The following is a 16,210-nucleotide window of genomic DNA, read 5'->3' as shown; positions in this document are numbered from 1 at the left end:
GGGTAGGGGCGGCGGGGGCGAAAAAATCACAGCGCCGAAGGACCCCCGGGCCCCCGCCCCGACAACACCTCCCCGTACGCCTGCATCAGATCCGGCAGCCGCAGCGTGGACAGATCGTCCCGCGTGGGAATCGACGGGTACCCCGACAGCCGCAGATCCCGGTACGCGCAGCTCTTCTCGTACAGCGTCCGCAGGAACCGCCCGTTCCCCAGCTCGTCGATCCACCCCTGGTCGACGACGTGCCCGGAGACGGACCGCAACTCGTCGAGAGCCTCCTCGTCCCAGGCGTCCCCGTTCTCGGCGGCGAGCACCTCCCCGATGGAGGTCAGTTCCAAGGGCCGGTAGGAGGGGAAGTCCACGCGGGTCGTGAACCGGGAGGACAATCCGGGGTTCGCGGCCAGCAGCCGGTCCATCCCCTCCGGATAGCCCGCGAGGATCACGACCAGATGATCCCGGTTGTCCTCGGCCCGCTTCAGCAGCACCTGCAGCGCCTCGTCGCCGTACGCGTCGCCCTTCCCGTAGCCGGAGTTGGACAGGGAGTACGCCTCGTCGACGAACAGCACGCCACCGATCGCCGAGTCGATCAGCTCGTTGGCCTTCACCGCGGTCTGCCCGAGGTACTCGCCCACGAGGTCAGCCCGCTGCGCCTCGACGAGGTGATCGCCGCCCAGCAGGCCGAGCGCGTAGAAGACACGGCCCAGTATTCGCGCCACGGTCGTCTTCCCGGTACCGGACGGCCCGGAGAAGACGAAGTGCCGCTTCGGCGGTTGGACCGGCAACCCCTGCCCGGTCCGCAACCGCGCCATGTTCAGCTGCGCGGACAACGCCTTGACCTGTCGCTTCACCGGCTCAAGACCGACCATCCGCTCCAGCTCCGCGAGCGCCTCCTCCAGCAGCTCCGGATCCGTCGGCCCGGCCGGCAGGGACAGCGGCTCCACCGGTACCACGGACTTCTCCCGTACGAAGGTGTCGCCGGCCTCGGGCGGCAGCCCGCCCGGCGGCGGAGGTCCGGGATCGGAGACCTTCACATCCCGTCCCTCGGGGTCGAAGAACGGCTCCAGCCCGTCGCCGTCGAGCACGTCCTGCCCGATCCCGGCGAGGGCGATCGCCGCGAAGTCGCTCGCGTCGTCGTCGTACCCGTCCCCCATGGCGATCGCCGCGAGCCGCGCGGAGGTGTCCATGAACGCGGGGTCGACCCGGTGCACGGCCCGGTACAGCGGCAGCGCGGCCGCGCTGCGCCCCGTGCCCTCGTGGGCGCGCGCCAGCCAGTAGCGCAGCTCCTTGCGCTGCGGCTGCTCGCTGCGACATCGCATCAGCGCGGCGGAGAGCAGCGGCTCGGCCTGCCCGTACGTCTCCAGCCGGACCCGGGCCATCCCGCCGAACAGGCCCGCCTCGATCCCCAGCAGCGGATCGTCGAGCAGTGGATCGGTGTGCCGGACCAGTTGCTCCCAGTCCTTGACGAGGTAGGCGCGGCAGGCGTGCAGAAAGCGCACCTGGTGGTCCGCGTCGACCGGCGGCAGCCCCGCGAGCGCCCGGTCCAGCTCGGGCACATGGCGCCCGTCCAGCCAGTGCGAGGCGTGCGCGAGGAGCAGATCACGCGGGCTCTCCAGTACCGGCTGCACCCACCAGCCCAGCCAGTACCAGGAGTTGAGGGTGCGCCGGTGCCGTGTGCGCTGTTCCCCGAAGCGCTCCCGATGCCGGAACATCCGCAGCAGCGCGGTCGTCGTGTCCACCCGCAGGGCGTGCAGCCCGAGCCAGCCGTCGGCCATCCCGGGATCCATCCGCACCGCGGCGCGGAACTCCTCCTCCGCCTGCGGATAGGCGCCCATCGTGTAGGCGTCCACGCCTCGCAGCCAGGCGAGGTCGGCCGGGGCCTCGGGGCCCCGCGAGCCGAAGTCCATCACGTCCCCCACAAACCGTGCCCCCGTTGGAAACCGAACGGGCCGTTGCCCGTCGGCAGCCTTCGTCGAACCGCTGTGCCGTGGACGGGAGTTGCGCCGGTGCGTTGCTGCAGCCGTCCGAAGGTCGCACCCTGGGCATCGTACCTGCGGGTCGGTCGCCCTTCGAAGGGCGCCGCAGCCCTCGTCTTACGAGGTGGGAGCGGACGGGGCGCATTGCGGACGGTGACCGAGGGTGAAGGAATCGTGCCCCGGGAGTTCCGGTAGCGCCGGAAGAAGGCAGAACGAAGCCCCCGATCACGGGGGAACAACCGGGGGCTTCGCGACTCTGGGCGGTCACGAACGACCGCACATTCAGAACGTAAGACCTGTACGGCCCCCCGGTCAAGCCGAGTTGAGGCACTTGAGGAACTTCTCGGACGGCCGCCTTCACAGGTTCAGCACATTGCGGATGGGTCGTCACCCTGAGTGAGATGAGGTCCCGATCCGGGAGTCGTCGCAGGTCCCGTGAGCACCTCGTACCCCGCGCCTCCCGGCCGAATCAGCAGATCGGCGAAGGGCCGAGAAGGATCCTCGGCGAAATGCCGACGCTCCGCCCGGACCCAGCCAGCCCAGAACTCGCTCTGCTCCGCTCCGTCCCGCGCCTGCCCACGCGCCCAGGCCTCCTCCTCCGGCAACTCCATCCACACCAGCCGCGCCAGATATCGGCGCAGTGCGCGCCGGCCCGCGCCCACCCCCTCGACGACGATCACGGACGCCGGCGGCAGGACGCGTGCGGCGCCGTAACCGCGCGCACGCCAGTCGTACGGGGCATAGCGCGCGCTCCGGCCGTGGCGCAGCGGCTCGATCACCTGGTCCAGCAGGCGTTCGGTCCACGCGAACAGCTCCTCGTGCGTGGCGATGTCGTCGAGGTGCAGCACCGGGGCGCCGCCGAGCGCGTCGGCGAGCCGCCCGGCGAAGGTGCTCTTCCCGGAGCCGGCGTGCCCGTCGACGCCGACCAGCCGGACCGGTCCGCAGGAGGGAGACAGCCGCCGCAGCCGTGCGGCGAGGGCGTCGACGACGGGGTCCATGGGCGCGGGGGAGGCGTGCATACGTGGATTGAACACCGTGGCGCGAGGCCCCGGAGCATGCCAGTGGTGTCGACCAATATTGGCGGGCGTGGCGAGGCGCGAGGTGCTGGCAGAAGCCCTTCCCCGGCGTCCATAGTGGGCGAACAGCCGTGCGTCTGAACCGTTCCTTCCGGATCACTGGGGGTCTCCCGCAGATGACGAGCCTTTCCGAGCCGTCCCGCAGGACCGTCCTGACCGCAGCCGTCGCCACCGCCGCCGCAGCGGCCGGAGGATCGGCGGGTCGGGCGGTCGCCGACACCACGAGCGGCCGGGGCGAAGTCCCCGCCCACCTCGCACAAGCACCGGAACGCCCGGCGGAGTACCACGCCTGGACCTCGTACACCGACTGGCGTGCCGGCGGCGCCGAGGGCACCCGGGCGAAGGCGGGGGAGCGGCCGGGGCTGGTGATCGACGTGCCGCTCGGCACCACCGACTACACCGACCCGCACACCGGGCGGACGGCCGCCTGGGAGTACGCGACCTGGACCTCCCCGGTCCACCGGGTCACCGTGCCCGCCACCGAGGTCATCGCGTCCTGGAACGCGCGCACCCCGGCCGGCACCTGGATCCGGATCGAGCTGAAGGGCACGTACTCCGACGGCACGGACACGCCCTGGTACGTCCTGGGCCGTTGGGCGGCCGGCGATCAGGACATCAGACGGACCTCCGTCGACGGCCAGGAGGACGGCAGGAGCAGTGTCTGGACCGACACCTTCGCCGTCGACGACCCGGCCACGGGCCTGCGTCTCGCCTCGTACCGGCTGCGGCTGACCCTGTACCGCACGCCCGGCACCCGGCTCACCCCCACGGTGTGGCGGCTCGGTGCCATGGGCTCCGACGTGCCCGACCGCTTCACCGTCCCGGCCTCCGCCCCGGGGCTCGCCCGGGAGCTGAACGTTCCGCGCTACTCCCAGGAGACCCACAAGGGCCAGTACCCCGAGTACGACAACGGTGGTGAGGCCTGGTGCAGCCCCACCTCCTCGCAGATGATCACAGAGTTCTGGGGCCGGAAGCCCAGCGCCGCGGACCTGGCCTGGGTCGACCCGGCGTACGCGGACCCGCAGGTGTGCCACGCGGCGCGGTTCACCTTCGACTACCAGTACGAGGGCTGTGGCAACTGGCCCTTCAACGCCGCGTACGCCGCCACCTACAAGGACCTCCAGGGCGTGGTGACCCGGCTGGGCTCGCTCACCGACCTGGAGACGCTGATCGCGGCGGGCATCCCGGTGATCACCTCGCAGTCGTTCCTCGCGGCGGAACTCACGGGGGCGGGCTACGGCACGGCCGGTCACCTCATGACGGTGATCGGCTTCACCGCCGACGGCGACGTCATCGCCAACGACCCGAACTCGCCGACCAACGAGGCGGTGCGCCGGATCTACCGGCGGCGCGAGTGGGAGAACATCTGGCTGCGGACCAAGCGGTACAACGCCGCCGGCAAGGTCGTCTCCGGCACGGGCGGCATCTGCTACCTGTACTTCCCGGCTCGGCCCACGTCCCGCCAGCTCACGGCGCTCGCGGCGGTGGGCGTCCGCTGACGCGGTGTGCCGATGCGGCGCGGCCCCGGGTGACCCGGGGCCGCGCCGCCATGTGACCAAGCTCTCGGCCGCGAACCGCCCATGCGGTGGCAAGGTGGACGGAACGGTGGGGGAGCCCACCGCATGCCGATCACACCAGCGAGCTGCCATGACCGCGACCTCCGCCACCGCCAACCGTGTCCAGACCCGCACGGGCGGCCCCAGGGACGACGGCCCGAAGACCGTCGAGCACATCATGGGCTGGACCCTGGTCGTGGTCGTCGCGATGCTGGTGACCCAGCTGGGTCTGCTGTGACCTGATCGGCCGGTCGATTCTGTCGATCAGAGTCGAACAAGCTGGTGGTGAGGGTCTGCAATACTGCGGTTGTCCCGCTGGCAGTTGGAGACCAGGACCGAAATTGAAGAGTAGCCAACAGCGTGGTGTCGAACCGCCACGGGCCCGCGGCACCGACCGCTCGTCAGCGCGCCGCGCCGAACTCATCTCCATCGGGCGCAAGTTGTTCGCCGACACGTCGTACGACACGTTGTCGATGGACGACATCGCGCGGCAGGCGCACGTGGCCAAGGGGCTGATCTACTACTACTTCAAGTCCAAGCGCGGCTATTACCTCGCGATCGTCGAGGACTCGGTCGCCGATCTGATCACGTTCGCGGCGAGCGGCGTCCAACTGCCGCCCGTGGAGCGGGTGCACCGGACCATGGAAAGCTATCTGCGCTACGCGGAGGACAACCAGGCCGCCTACCGCACGATCGTCAGTGGCGGCGTCGGCTTCGACGCCCAGGTGCACGCCATCCGGGACGGCGTGCGTGAGGCGATCGTCGCCACCATCGCCGAGGGCGCGTACGGCAGGAGCGACATCGAACCGGTCGCCCGCATGGGCCTGTTCGGCTGGGTGTGCGCGGTCGAGGGCGCCACCCTCGACTGGATCGGCCGCCCGGAGCTGCCCCGCGACACCATGCGCGATCTGCTCGTCAAGATGCTGGGCGGCTCGCTGCGCGCCATCGAGGAGCTCGCCCCGGCCTACCTCGCACCGGAACCCGCCCGCCGGGGCTGCTGAGCGCCCCGCAAGCCGGCAACGCCCGGGAAACGCGCTCGGGGTGGAGGTCCGCCGACCGACCCCCACCCCAAGTCCCCCGTCGCGGCGGCTACTTGATCGCCTTGATCAGCTCACCGTTCGCCGTGTCGCCGCTCAGCTCCCAGAAGAAGGTGCCGCCCAGGCCCTGCGCGTTCTTGTAGGCCATCTTTCCCTTGATGGTCTGCGGGGTGTCGTAACTCCACCAGTCGTCACCGCACTTGGCGTACGCGGTGCCACCGACGATCCCGTTGGCCGGGCAGGTCGCCCTGAGCACCTTGTAGTCCTCGTAGCCCGCCTCGTACGTCCCCGCCGCCGGGCCGGTCGCGGTGCCGCCGGGCGCCGACTGTGTGACACCGGTCCAGCCGCGCCCGTAGAAGCCGATGCCCAGCAGCAGCTTGGACGGCGGGATGCCGAGGCTCCTCAGCTTCTTGATGGTGGCGGCGGTGTTGAACGCCTTGTCGGCGATGCCGGGGTACGGGTACAGCGGCGAGTGCGGGGCGGTGGTCGCGTCCCACGAGCCGAAGTAGTCGTACGTCATCGGGTTGTACCAGTCGACGTACTTCGCGGCGCCCGCGTAGTCCGCCGCGTCGATCTTGCCGCCGGGCTTGGCGTCGGCCGTGATGGCCGCGGTGACGAGCTCCTTCTTGCCGAATCGTTTACGCAGAGCCGCCATCACGTCCTCGAAGGCCTCGCTGCCGCTGGTGTCGCAGGTGAGACCGCAGGCGTTGGGGTACTCCCAGTCGATGTCGATCCCGTCGAAGACGTCCTTCCACCGGGAGTTCTCGACGAGGTCGTAGCAGGAGTTGGCGAAGGCCTGCGGGTCCTTGGCCGCCTCGCCGAAGCCGCCGGACCAGGTCCAGCCGCCGAAGGACCAGATGATCTTGAGGTTCGGGTGCAGCTTCTTGAGCTTGCGCAGCTGGTTGAAGCTGCCGCTCAGCGGCTGGTCCGCGCTGTCGGCGACGCCGTCCACGGACTCCTCGGCGGTGAAGGGCTTGTCGGTGTCCGCCCAGGGGTCGCCGATCACGCACTTGCCGTCGACGACGTTGCCGAAGGCGTAGTTGATGTGCGTGAGCTTCTTGGCCGAACCGGACGTCTCGATGTTCTTGACGTAGTACTGGCGGCCGTAGATGCCCCAGTCGATGAAGTAGCCGACGACCTTCGAGCCGGCCGCGCCGGGCGCGTGGGGCTCGGGGGCGGCCTTCGTGGGCGTGGCCGTCGCGGTGCCCGCTCCGGCGAGGAGTCCGGCGGCGAGGGCGGCGCAACACGTGGCGGCGACAAGCGTCCTGACAGGGACGCGGGAGCTGTGCGATCTGAGCATCGTGACTCCGGGGGAGGGGAGCAGGGCGGGGAGGGTGCTGCCTGGACCTGCTGTGCCGATGGCACGAACGCGGTGGCGCGTTGGTTGGGGAGACCGTAGAGGACTAGACCACTGGGGTCAATGGTTCGGACCAATTCCGGCGGGGTGCGGGCCGGTCGTCGAATGTGTCCTAATGAACGCTCGTTAACCGGTGACTCGCTGCTCCGGATCGGGCATACTCCAAGCGCCACCGCCGCTGATCAGCGGCTTCCGCGATCCGGAGGAGGACCATCGGCTGTGGCACGTGAGACCCGGTGGCACCACGTCATCCCCTGTGCGTGTCCGCCGCAGTGCCCGACAGGGAGGAGAACGTCGCCATGCCCGACCGCGCCCCGCAGCCGGTGGATCGTCAACTGCCCACGGAAGAGGCCCGGGATCTGATCTCGCTCGTCCGTGAGATCGCGCAGCGGGAGATCGCCCCGCACGCGGCCGAGGAGGAGGACGCCGGCCGTTTCCCGTGCGAACTCTTCGGCCTGCTCTCGGAGTCGGGACTGCTCGGTCTGCCGTACGACTCGGAACACGGCGGCGGTGATCAGCCGTACGAGGTCTATCTCCAGGTTCTGGAAGAGCTCGCCATGGCCCGCCTCACCGTCGGCCTCGGCGTGAGCGTCCACACCCTCGCCTGCCACGCCCTTGCCAACTACGGCACCAAGGAGCAGCAGGCCGAGCATCTGCCGGCGATGCTCGGCGGCCGCCTGCTCGGCGCGTACTGCCTCTCCGAGCCCTCGTCCGGCTCGGACGCCGCGTCCCTGCGGACGAAGGCGGAGCGGGGCGAGGGAGGCACCTCCCGCTCGAGCGGAGCCGAGAGTGGGGGAGGCTGGGTGATCACCGGCACGAAAGCCTGGATCACGCATGGTGGCATCGCCGACTTCTACACGGTCATGGCCCGCACGGGTGGCGAGGGCTCCCGGGGCATCACGGCCTTCCTTGTGCCCGGGGACGCCGAGGGGCTGAGCGCCGCCGCGCCCGAGAAGAAGATGGGCATGAAGGGCTCACCCACCGCGCAGCTCCACTTCGACGGGGTGCACGTCGCCGACAGCCGGCGCCTCGGCGAGGTGGGCCAGGGTTTCGCGATCGCCCTGTCCGCGCTCGACTCCGGGCGGCTCGGCATCGCGGCCTGCGCGATCGGCGTGGCCCAGGCGGCACTGGACGAGGCGGTCGAGTACGCCACCGGACGGCGGCAGTTCGGGCGGCCGGTCTCCGACTTCCAGGGGCTGCGCTTCATGCTCGCGGACATGGCCACGCAGATAGAGGCGGGCCGGGCGCTCTACCTCTCCGCCGCCCGGCTGCGCGACGCGGGCAGGCCCTTCTCCAAGCAGGCGGCCATGGCGAAGCTGCTGTGCACCGACGCCGCGATGAAGGTCACCACCGACGCCGTGCAGATCCTCGGCGGGTACGGCTACACGGCGGACTTCCCCGCCGAGCGGTACATGCGCGAGGCCAAGGTGCTCCAGATCGTCGAGGGCACCAATCAGATCCAGCGGATGGTCATCGCCCGTCACCTCGCGGGGCCCGAGTCACGCTGAAGGAGCCACGGAAGAAGTCGGGCACGGCGAAGGGATCCATGGTGCTGCCGAACTGGTCGAGGCCGCTCGGCGGCGTCGCCAGTCGCACCCACTCCGGATCGTGACGCCCCGGCAGGGTGCGGCCTCGGTCGGCCCAAGTCCGCAGCAGGGCCCGGTAGATCGGCGGGTCCTGCGACTGGGCCGACCCCTGCGGAAGCGATTCTGCCGAAGCCGGCACGAGGATGTGACGCCGATTCCCGGTCACCGAAAATGTTGGGGTCATACCGGGCCAACGCCCGTGAGGGCGCCCGGTCACCACTCCCGGGAATCGTGTCTGAGTTCGCGACGGAACCGAACGGGGCAGGACGGGGCCTGCCCGTCGGGCGCGCGGACGGACTGGGCCGAACAGGCCCTGGAATCAGGCCGCCTGACGCCGCATCACCGGCACGCGCATCGGACGCGAGCCCGGACCGCCGACGTGCGAGAAGGGCTGTGTCCGCCAGTCGAGGCCCTGAGGGAGCGTCAACAGAAGGGCCGTGTCCTGCTCCTGCGGCTCGACGGCCTCGTCCGCCGACCGGGCGTCGCCGGACGAACGGCCCGTACCCGCGCAGACCGTGAGCCCGAAGGGGTTCCACGGCGACACGACCAGCGCGTGCTCCGGCAGGCTGTCCTCGTCGGACAGCAGAGCGATGGGCTGCGCGCAGTCCGGGCAGATCACCCGGTACATGTCGAAGGTGTCGTACGCGTCGAACTCGTCGTCCGGTTCGACGCCCTCCGGCTCGGGATCGATGACGGCCTGGAGCCGCTTGGGCACGGTACGACCAGGGCGCTTAAGACTCTGCATGGGATTCTCCCCCTCGGGCTGGGCCGTGAAGGCACTGCGGCCTCCGACCACAGCAAGCACTTCCCGCCCCGTCTCGACCGTAATCACGAGATCATCACGAAGCCTGTTCGGGTGCTGTGGTCTTCGTCACATGCCGCTCGCAGATGCCCAACACGGCGACGTTGTCACCCATATGGCTCATCGGCGGCTCTCGGTCGCATCACGAACCGGGCATGACCTGCGCCGCTCAGGTATCGAAGGAGATCAACCGCCCTGTAGGTTCTTGCGCCATGGAGGAGCTGGACCGACAGATCGTGCAGCTGCTCGTCGCGGACGGGCGGATGAGCTACACCGACCTGGGCAAGGCCACGGGCCTGTCCACGTCGGCGGTGCATCAGCGTGTGCGCCGACTTGAGCAGCGTGGCGTCATCCGGGGCTATGCCGCGGTCGTCGACCCGGAGGCCGTCGGGCTGCCGATGACCGCGTTCATCTCGGTCAAACCCTTCGACCCCAGCGCCCCCGACGACATCGCCGAACGCCTCGCCGGCGTCCCGGAGATCGAGGCCTGCCACAGCGTGGCCGGTGAGGAGAACTACATCCTCAAGGTCCGCGTGGCGACCCCGCACGAACTGGAGGAACTCCTGGCCCGGCTCCGGTCCCTTGCGGGCGTGTCGACGCGAACGACGGTGGTCCTGTCGACGCCGTACGAGGCGAGGCCGCCGAGGATCTGACCGATACGGCCGGCCGCCGACGGGCCGACGGCCGGCGGCCGACCGGCCCGATCGACTGCTCACCGCCGTGGGCGATCGTTCCGCAGGGCGGAACGGATGGGCGCAGCCGACAGGGTCGGGCCACCTCGAAAGCGCGGCCCTGGTGCGGCGCGGCAGCCGGCGCACGCGAAACTGTTCCCATGAGTGATCGCACCGCCTCGTCGAAAACCGTGCTGCTCCGCGGTGGAGAAGTCCACAGCCCCGCCGACCCGTTCGCCACCGCGATGGTCGTGGAACACGGCCAGATCGCCTGGGTCGGCTCCGAGGGCGCCGCCGACGCCTTCGCGGCCGGCGTCGACGAGGTGATCGACCTCGAAGGCGCCCTGGTCACCCCGGCGTTCACCGACGCCCATGTGCACACCACGGCCACCGGCCTCGCCCTCACCGGCCTAGACCTCTCCGACGCCCCCGCCCTGGACGCCGCCCTCGTTCTCGTACGGGAATTCGCGGCAGCCCGCCCGGCCGACCGCGTCCTCCTCGGCCACGGCTGGGACGCAGCCCGCTGGCCCGGCGGCCGCCCGCCGACCCGCGCCGAACTCGACGAGGCCACCGGCGGCCGCCCGCTCTATCTGAGCCGGATCGACGTCCACTCGGCGGTCGTCACCACGGCCCTGCTCGACCTGGTCCCGGGCGCCCACGCCTTCGAGGACGGCCCCCTCACCCGGGACGCCCACCACGCCGTACGTGCCACCGCCCTCGGTGCCATCACTCCCGCCCAGCGCACCGAGGCCCAGCGGGCCGCCCTCGCCCACGCCGTCTCGCTCGGTATCGGCTCGCTCCATGAGTGCGCGGGTCCCGAGATCTCCTCCGAGGACGACTTCACGGGGCTGCTGCGGCTGGCCGCCGAGGAGCCCGGCCCGCGCGTGGTCGGCTACTGGGCGGAGCGCGACGTCGAGAGGGCGCGTGCCCTCGGTGCCGTCGGAGCCGCGGGCGACCTCTTCGTCGACGGGGCCCTCGGGTCGCACACCGCGTGCCTGCACGAGCCGTACGCCGACGCCGCGCACACCGGCACGGCCTACCTGGACGCCGTGGCAGTCGCCGCCCATGTGGTCGCCTGCACCGAGGCGGGGCTCCAGGCGGGCTTCCACGCCATCGGGGACGCCGCGGTGGCCTCGGTCGTCGAGGGAGTGCGCGCCGCCGCCGAGAAGGTGGGTCCGGCCCGGGTGAGGGCCGCCCGGCACCGCGTCGAGCACGCCGAGATGCTCACCCCCGAGACCGTCGCCGCCTTCGCCGAACTCGGCCTCACCGCCTCCGTCCAGCCCGCCTTCGACGCGCTGTGGGGCGGCGAGGAGGGAATGTACGCCCAGCGGCTGGGCGTGGAGCGTGCCCGCACCCTCAACCCGTTCGCGGCTCTGCTGCGCGCCGGCGTGCCCCTTGCCTTCGGTTCCGACAGCCCGGTCACCCCCCTCGATCCGTGGGGCACCGTCCGCGCGGCGGCCTTCCATCGCACGCCGGAGCACCGGGTGTCCGTGCGCGCCGCGTTCACGTCACACACGCGGGGCGGCTGGCGGGCGATCGGACGGGACGACGCGGGTGTCCTCGTACCGGGCGCGCCCGCGGACTACGCGGTGTGGCGCACCGGCGAACTCGTCGTCCAGGCCCCCGACGACCGCGTCGCCCGCTGGTCCACCGACCCCCGTTCCGGCACCCCCGGTCTGCCCGACCTGAGCCCCGGCGCCGACCTGCCCGTCTGTCTGCGGACCGTGGTGGCCGGGCGAACGGTTTTCGTACGGCCGGGGGAGTGATCTACCGTGCGGGCGCGGAGCCGACCACGACCCGGCGGCGCGCCGCGCGACCTGCGACTCCTCCCCTCCGACCAGGCCTTTGCGGGAAACCTCGCAGGTCAGGAAGCGGTTGACAGGTGGCCGCAGGAGACGGGTAGGTTCTGCCGGGTCCACCACCGGACGTCCGATCGGGGAACTTCCGCGCGGTCGTACGGAGCGCCGCTGGGTCGAGGGTGGTGTGCCGTACCGGCGCACCACCACTGGGAGCCAGGCCCAGGGTTCGCGCTCCGGCGAGGGAACGTTCCGGCCCGGTCGGGTAGGTGTGACCCGGGTGGGGCCCGGACGCTCAGTAGACAACGGCTTTCGGTCGACCCGCAGCCAGCGGGCCCCAGGTCGGCCCGAAGGGCGTCGGGCCCCCATCCGCAGGAGGCGGCATCGGTGCTCCGTCCCGCGTCGGCGTGAGATCTGTCTGTGGCGGCACACAGGCTACTCAGAGCGCGCTCCCGCACACCCCCTGTTCAATAGGCGTCTCTCCGGGCGCCGGCCGACACTCCATCGCAGGCCGTGGCCACTATGGTGGTTCCCTGCGCACGGAGGACTTGAAGGGGCAGCAGTGAACGACGGCGACGGGACCCTCGCGGCGGAAGGCCAGGAGAGGCGGTTCGGCCCGCTCGGCACGGCCTTGGTGATCATCCCGACCTACAACGAGGCGGAGAACATCAAGGCGATCGTCGGCCGGGTGCGGAAGGCTGTTCCCGACGCGCACGTCCTGGTGGCCGACGACAACAGCCCCGACGGCACGGGCAAGCTCGCCGACGAACTGGCCGCCGAGGACGACCGCGTCCAGGTGCTGCACCGCAAGGGCAAGGAAGGGCTGGGCGCCGCCTACCTCGCGGGTTTCCGCTGGGGCATGGAGCACGGCTACGGCGTCCTCATCGAGATGGACGCCGACGGTTCCCACCAGCCCGAGGAACTGCCCCGGCTGCTGACCGCGCTGAAGGGCGCCGATCTCGTCCTCGGCTCCCGCTGGGTGCCGGGCGGGCGCGTGGTGAACTGGCCGAGGTCCCGCGAGTTCATCTCCCGCGGCGGCAGCCTCTACTCCCGTGTCCTGCTCGATGTTCCCGTCCGCGACGTCACCGGCGGCTACCGGGCCTTCCGCACCGAGACCCTCGAAGGGCTCGGCCTGGACGAGGTCGCCTCCCAGGGCTACTGCTTCCAGGTCGACCTCGCCCGCCGCGCGATCAAGGCGGGCTACCACGTCGTCGAGGTGCCCATCACCTTCGTCGAGCGCGAGCTGGGCGATTCCAAGATGAGCCGGGACATCCTCGTCGAGGCGCTGTGGCGGGTCACGGCGTGGGGCGTGCGGGAGCGGGTCGGCAAGGTGCTGGGGCGGGACGGCAAGGGGTCCGGGGACGACAAGCAGGGCTGAACCTGCGGGGTGGACGGGCCCGTTCGCGGCCGGTGGAGGTCCGGTCGTGTTCCACAGCCGGGCCTGATCATCCCCTTATGCCGTGCTGAGCCTGGGCCAGGCACACTGGGAGCATGACGACTGGCGCTCCGCCCCCGACGTATCCCGCCCGGCCCCGGCGCTCCCGGCTGCGCACGTTTCTGCCGTTGGGTGTCGCCGCGTGGCTGGTGCTGGAGATCTGGCTGCTCACTGTGGTCGCGGGCTCGGCCGGTGGCTTCACGGTCTTCCTGCTCCTCGTCGCCGGATTCGTCGCCGGCTCCGCGGTGGTCAAGCGGGCCGGGCGGCGGGCGTTCCGGGCGCTGAGCGAGACGTTGCAACAGCAGCAGGGCGCCGCGGGTGAGCCGGGCGCCGGAGGTGGACCGGGCAAGAGCGAGGGCAACGGGTTCCTGATGCTGGGGGGCCTGCTGCTGATGCTGCCGGGGCTGGTGTCAGATGCGGTGGGGCTGGTGCTGCTGATTCCGCCGGTACAGAAGGCGTTGGGGCGCTATGCGGAGCGGACCTTCGAGCGGAAGATTCGGGAAGCGGGTTCCGGGGGCCTCGGGGACGCCTTTCAGCAGGCGCGGATCCATCGACCCGACGGCAAGGTCGTGCAGGGGGAAGTGATTCGGGACGATGAGGGTTTCGGGGATGCTTCGCCGCCGCAGGGGCCGCGCCCGCCGTTGAACCGGTGAGGGGTCTTCTCGCCCCCGCCGCCCCTGCCCGTCCCATGCCGTCCCGTCCTTCAGGGGTTGCTGCCCCTTCTGCCCCGCTCGGGTGGCTCCCGCCCGCGGCCGTGGGCTTCTCGCGTGGTTCCCCGCGCCCCGCGCGCCCCTGATGCCCCGCGCGCCCGTGATGGGGCGCGGGGCGCGCGAAAAGACCGCGGGCGCCGTACATGTTCGTACGGCGCCCACGGTCATCGGTTGCGCTGTGTGGTTCCGCTCAACCCCCAGAAGGGCGGGCTAGGCGGACTTGCGGCTGTCTCGCGGGTGTACCGCGATGTTCATCGCGCCGGAGCGGAGAACTGCGAGGCGCTCCTCGAGGACCTCTTCGAGTTCCTCACGGGTGCGCCGCTCCATCAGCATGTCCCAATGCGTACGCGCGGGCTTGGCCTTCTTTTCCTCAGGGCCGTCGCCGTCCACGAGGAGTGCTTGGGCCCCGCAGACCTTGCACTCCCACTCCGGCGGAATCTCCGCCTCGACCGAGAAGGGCATCTCGAAGCGGTGCCCCTTCTCGCATGCGTACTCCACGGCCTGGCGTGGAGCCAAGTCGATGCCGCGGTCCGTCTCGTAGCTGGTCACCACGAGGCGCGTGCCGCGAAGAGCTCGCTCACTCATGAATCGTGCCTCCCGGGCTTGTCGCCCACAGGACAGGTGTCGCTGTCGTCGTCATCCGGTCAACGTCCGGTCGGCGGTAAAGATTCCCGTTGCGTGTCCCGATCCGGGTCACGCGTCGCCGTCGTAGCCGCCCTTGTTTTACCCACCCGCGCCCGGTTTGTCACATCTGACAGCAGATGTCACCCAGCGTTTCGGCATCTTTGACGCGCAGTAACGGTACGCCTGGCAGGCCAAACGCGTACACTACAGCCCTTTCGCTTCCGGCGCTAAATCCTGTCCGGTACGGGGTTTCCCGCGTCGCTGATCGCCCGGCGCACCGGAACCCTCGCGAGCAGGGCGAATCCCAGGACGAAGAAGACGACCAGGGAGATGATCGCGTCCCGATAACTTCCGGTCAGCTGGTAGGTCACACCGAACAGCAGCGGGCCCAGCCAGCTCATGCCGCGGTCGCTCATCTCGTACGCGGAGAAGTACTCGGCCTCCTTGCCGGGCGGGACGAGGTGGGAGAAGAGGGAGCGGGAGAGGGCCTGGCTGCCGCCGAGGACCAGGCCGATGCCCGAGGCGAGGACGAAGAACCAGACGGGCGCCCCGGCCGGGAGGAAGTACCCGGCGGCGAGGATCACCGTCCACGCGACCAGGGAGCCGAGGATCGTGCGCTTGGCGCCGTAGCGCCGGGAGAGCCGGCCCATGCCGAGGGCGCCGCCCACCGCCAGGATCTGCACCAGCAGGACCGCCACGATGAGCGTGGACTGCTCCAGGTCGAGTTCCTCGGAGCCGTACACCGAGGCCTGGGAGATCACCGTCTGGATGCCGTCGTTGTAGACGAGGTAGGCGAGGAGGAAGCCCAGGGTCAGCGGGTGGCGGCGCATGTCGCGGACGGTCGCCGCGAGCTGGCGCAGGCCGGGGGCGGTCGCCTCCCCGGTCTCGGCCGCCGGGCTGCGGCGGTCGCGCAGGCGGCGGAGCGGGATGAGGGTGAAGGCACCCCACCACAGGCCGGCCGAGGCCAGGCAGATACGGACCGCCATGCCCTCCGAGAGGCCGAAGCTGTCGTGGGCGGTGAAGAGGATCAGGTTGGCGACGAGGACCAGTGAGCCGGCCGCGTAGCCGAACGCCCAGCCGCGCGAGGAGACGGCGTCGCGTTCCTCGGGGGGTGCGATCTGGGGGAGATAGGAGTTGTAGAGCATCATCGCCACGGACTGCGCCGCGTTCGCGACGATCAGCAGGACGCCGCCGAGCAGGTAGCGGTCACCGTCCAGGAAGAACATGCCCGCGGTCGCGGCGGCACCGACATAGGCGGCCGCGCCCAGGAGAGGCTTCTTGCGGCCCGTGCGGTCGGCGGCCGCACCCACCAGAGGCATGATCACGACGGCGAGGATCACCGACAGGGACACCGAGTACGCGAAGAAGGAGCCCGCGCGGACCGGTATGCCCAGCGGGTGTACATAACCATCCGTGTCGGCGGCGGACTTGGCGACCTCGGTCAGATAGGGGCCGAGGAACACGGTCAGGACGCTGGTCGAGTAGACGGAGCAGGCCCAGTCGTAGAAGTACCAGCCGCGCTGCTCACGCCGCCTGCCCGCAGCTTCGTCGGCCGTGTCCGTCCGCACGGTGTCGGTGCCCACCCGTGCC

The 16,210-nt window shown here is 70.8% G+C and carries 15 protein-coding genes; 8 read left to right on the top strand and 7 right to left on the bottom strand.

Going from position 1 to position 16,210, the window contains the following annotated elements:
• Nucleotides 1-26 precede the first annotated feature (26 nt).
• Nucleotides 27-1,901, bottom strand: a complete 1,875-nt coding sequence (locus OG858_RS07850; protein WP_319267733.1) for an AAA family ATPase — start codon at nucleotides 1,899-1,901, stop codon at nucleotides 27-29.
• 434 nt (nucleotides 1,902-2,335) lie between these two features.
• Nucleotides 2,336-2,989, bottom strand: coding sequence for a uridine kinase family protein (locus tag OG858_RS07845; protein ID WP_319267731.1), 654 nt, complete (start codon nucleotides 2,987-2,989; stop codon nucleotides 2,336-2,338).
• Nucleotides 2,990-3,162: 173 nt separating this feature from the next.
• Between OG858_RS07845 and OG858_RS07840 the strand changes: the two genes are divergently transcribed.
• The 3 genes from OG858_RS07840 (at nucleotide 3,163) to OG858_RS07830 (ending at nucleotide 5,603) form a co-directional block, all read left to right on the top strand.
• Entirely contained in the window at nucleotides 3,163-4,545 is a 1,383-nt protein-coding gene (locus OG858_RS07840; RefSeq protein WP_327723538.1) for a peptidase C39 family protein, read from the top strand.
• 148 nt (nucleotides 4,546-4,693) lie between these two features.
• Nucleotides 4,694-4,840, top strand: coding sequence for an SCO1431 family membrane protein (locus tag OG858_RS07835; protein WP_107305778.1), 147 nt, complete (start codon nucleotides 4,694-4,696; stop codon nucleotides 4,838-4,840).
• 103 nt (nucleotides 4,841-4,943) lie between these two features.
• Nucleotides 4,944-5,603: a TetR/AcrR family transcriptional regulator gene (locus tag OG858_RS07830; protein ID WP_086748913.1), complete on the top strand. Its 660-nt coding sequence runs from the start codon at nucleotides 4,944-4,946 to the stop codon at nucleotides 5,601-5,603.
• Between the two features lie 88 nt (nucleotides 5,604-5,691).
• Here OG858_RS07830 and OG858_RS07825 read toward each other — a convergent pair whose 3' ends face one another.
• The gene (locus OG858_RS07825; RefSeq protein WP_086748914.1) at nucleotides 5,692-6,939 is read right to left on the bottom strand and encodes a glycoside hydrolase family 18 protein; all 1,248 of its coding nucleotides are present in this window, start codon (nucleotides 6,937-6,939) and stop codon (nucleotides 5,692-5,694) included.
• 356 nt (nucleotides 6,940-7,295) lie between these two features.
• On the opposite strand from OG858_RS07825, the gene OG858_RS07820 reads away from it, so the two are divergent.
• Complete coding sequence (locus OG858_RS07820) at nucleotides 7,296-8,504, top strand: acyl-CoA dehydrogenase family protein (protein ID WP_086753680.1); 1,209 nt, start codon at nucleotides 7,296-7,298, stop codon at nucleotides 8,502-8,504.
• On the opposite strand, the gene OG858_RS07815 is transcribed toward OG858_RS07820, so the two are convergent.
• Both OG858_RS07815 and OG858_RS07810 read right to left on the bottom strand, forming a co-directional pair.
• A complete protein-coding gene (locus OG858_RS07815) occupies nucleotides 8,467-8,766 on the bottom strand; it encodes a hypothetical protein (RefSeq protein ID WP_256961091.1) in 300 nt (99 codons plus the stop codon). The two genes, OG858_RS07820 and OG858_RS07815, sit on opposite strands and share 38 nt — an antisense overlap.
• 135 nt (nucleotides 8,767-8,901) lie before the next feature.
• Nucleotides 8,902-9,327, bottom strand: a complete 426-nt coding sequence (locus OG858_RS07810; RefSeq protein ID WP_086753682.1) for a hypothetical protein — start codon at nucleotides 9,325-9,327, stop codon at nucleotides 8,902-8,904.
• A gap of 269 nt (nucleotides 9,328-9,596) precedes the next feature.
• Between OG858_RS07810 and OG858_RS07805 the strand changes: the two genes are divergently transcribed.
• The 4 genes from OG858_RS07805 (at nucleotide 9,597) to fxsA (ending at nucleotide 13,939) form a co-directional block, all read left to right on the top strand.
• Nucleotides 9,597-10,037, top strand: a complete 441-nt coding sequence (locus OG858_RS07805) for an Lrp/AsnC family transcriptional regulator (protein ID WP_086753677.1) — start codon at nucleotides 9,597-9,599, stop codon at nucleotides 10,035-10,037.
• A gap of 179 nt (nucleotides 10,038-10,216) precedes the next feature.
• Nucleotides 10,217-11,821, top strand: coding sequence for an amidohydrolase (locus OG858_RS07800; RefSeq protein ID WP_086753675.1), 1,605 nt, complete (start codon nucleotides 10,217-10,219; stop codon nucleotides 11,819-11,821).
• Nucleotides 11,822-12,413: 592 nt separating this feature from the next.
• Nucleotides 12,414-13,229, top strand: coding sequence for a polyprenol monophosphomannose synthase (locus tag OG858_RS07795; protein ID WP_319067389.1), 816 nt, complete (start codon nucleotides 12,414-12,416; stop codon nucleotides 13,227-13,229).
• A gap of 113 nt (nucleotides 13,230-13,342) precedes the next feature.
• A complete protein-coding gene (fxsA, locus tag OG858_RS07790; protein ID WP_319067390.1) occupies nucleotides 13,343-13,939 on the top strand; it encodes an FxsA family membrane protein in 597 nt (198 codons plus the stop codon).
• A gap of 267 nt (nucleotides 13,940-14,206) precedes the next feature.
• Here fxsA and OG858_RS07785 read toward each other — a convergent pair whose 3' ends face one another.
• On the bottom strand, nucleotides 14,207-14,581 hold the full coding sequence (locus tag OG858_RS07785; RefSeq protein ID WP_003977404.1) for an RNA polymerase-binding protein RbpA: 375 nt from the start codon (nucleotides 14,579-14,581) through the stop codon (nucleotides 14,207-14,209).
• 266 nt (nucleotides 14,582-14,847) lie between these two features.
• On the bottom strand, nucleotides 14,848-16,203 hold the full coding sequence (locus OG858_RS07780) for an MFS transporter (RefSeq protein ID WP_107482453.1): 1,356 nt from the start codon (nucleotides 16,201-16,203) through the stop codon (nucleotides 14,848-14,850).
• Between the last annotated feature and the right edge of the window lie 7 nt (nucleotides 16,204-16,210).

The sequence above is a fragment of the Streptomyces europaeiscabiei genome (assembly GCF_036346855.1).
Taxonomy (GTDB): Bacteria; Actinomycetota; Actinomycetes; order Streptomycetales; family Streptomycetaceae; genus Streptomyces; species Streptomyces europaeiscabiei.
Note: the sequence above shows the minus strand (reverse complement) of the source record. Positions and strands in the feature narration are given on the sequence as shown.

Coding starts and splice junctions, on each gene's coding strand:
- OG858_RS07805 (WP_086753677.1), top strand. CDS start 9,597: ATGGAGGAGCTGGACCGACAGATCGTGCAGCTGCTCGTCGCGGACGGG.
- OG858_RS07840 (WP_327723538.1), top strand. CDS start 3,163: ATGACGAGCCTTTCCGAGCCGTCCCGCAGGACCGTCCTGACCGCAGCC.
- OG858_RS07810 (WP_086753682.1), bottom strand. CDS start 9,327: ATGCAGAGTCTTAAGCGCCCTGGTCGTACCGTGCCCAAGCGGCTCCAG.
- OG858_RS07820 (WP_086753680.1), top strand. CDS start 7,296: ATGCCCGACCGCGCCCCGCAGCCGGTGGATCGTCAACTGCCCACGGAA.
- OG858_RS07785 (WP_003977404.1), bottom strand. CDS start 14,581: ATGAGTGAGCGAGCTCTTCGCGGCACGCGCCTCGTGGTGACCAGCTAC.
- OG858_RS07800 (WP_086753675.1), top strand. CDS start 10,217: ATGAGTGATCGCACCGCCTCGTCGAAAACCGTGCTGCTCCGCGGTGGA.
- OG858_RS07850 (WP_319267733.1), bottom strand. CDS start 1,901: ATGGACTTCGGCTCGCGGGGCCCCGAGGCCCCGGCCGACCTCGCCTGG.
- fxsA (WP_319067390.1), top strand. CDS start 13,343: ATGACGACTGGCGCTCCGCCCCCGACGTATCCCGCCCGGCCCCGGCGC.
- OG858_RS07845 (WP_319267731.1), bottom strand. CDS start 2,989: ATGCACGCCTCCCCCGCGCCCATGGACCCCGTCGTCGACGCCCTCGCC.
- OG858_RS07835 (WP_107305778.1), top strand. CDS start 4,694: ATGACCGCGACCTCCGCCACCGCCAACCGTGTCCAGACCCGCACGGGC.
- OG858_RS07815 (WP_256961091.1), bottom strand. CDS start 8,766: ATGACCCCAACATTTTCGGTGACCGGGAATCGGCGTCACATCCTCGTG.
- OG858_RS07825 (WP_086748914.1), bottom strand. CDS start 6,939: ATGCTCAGATCGCACAGCTCCCGCGTCCCTGTCAGGACGCTTGTCGCC.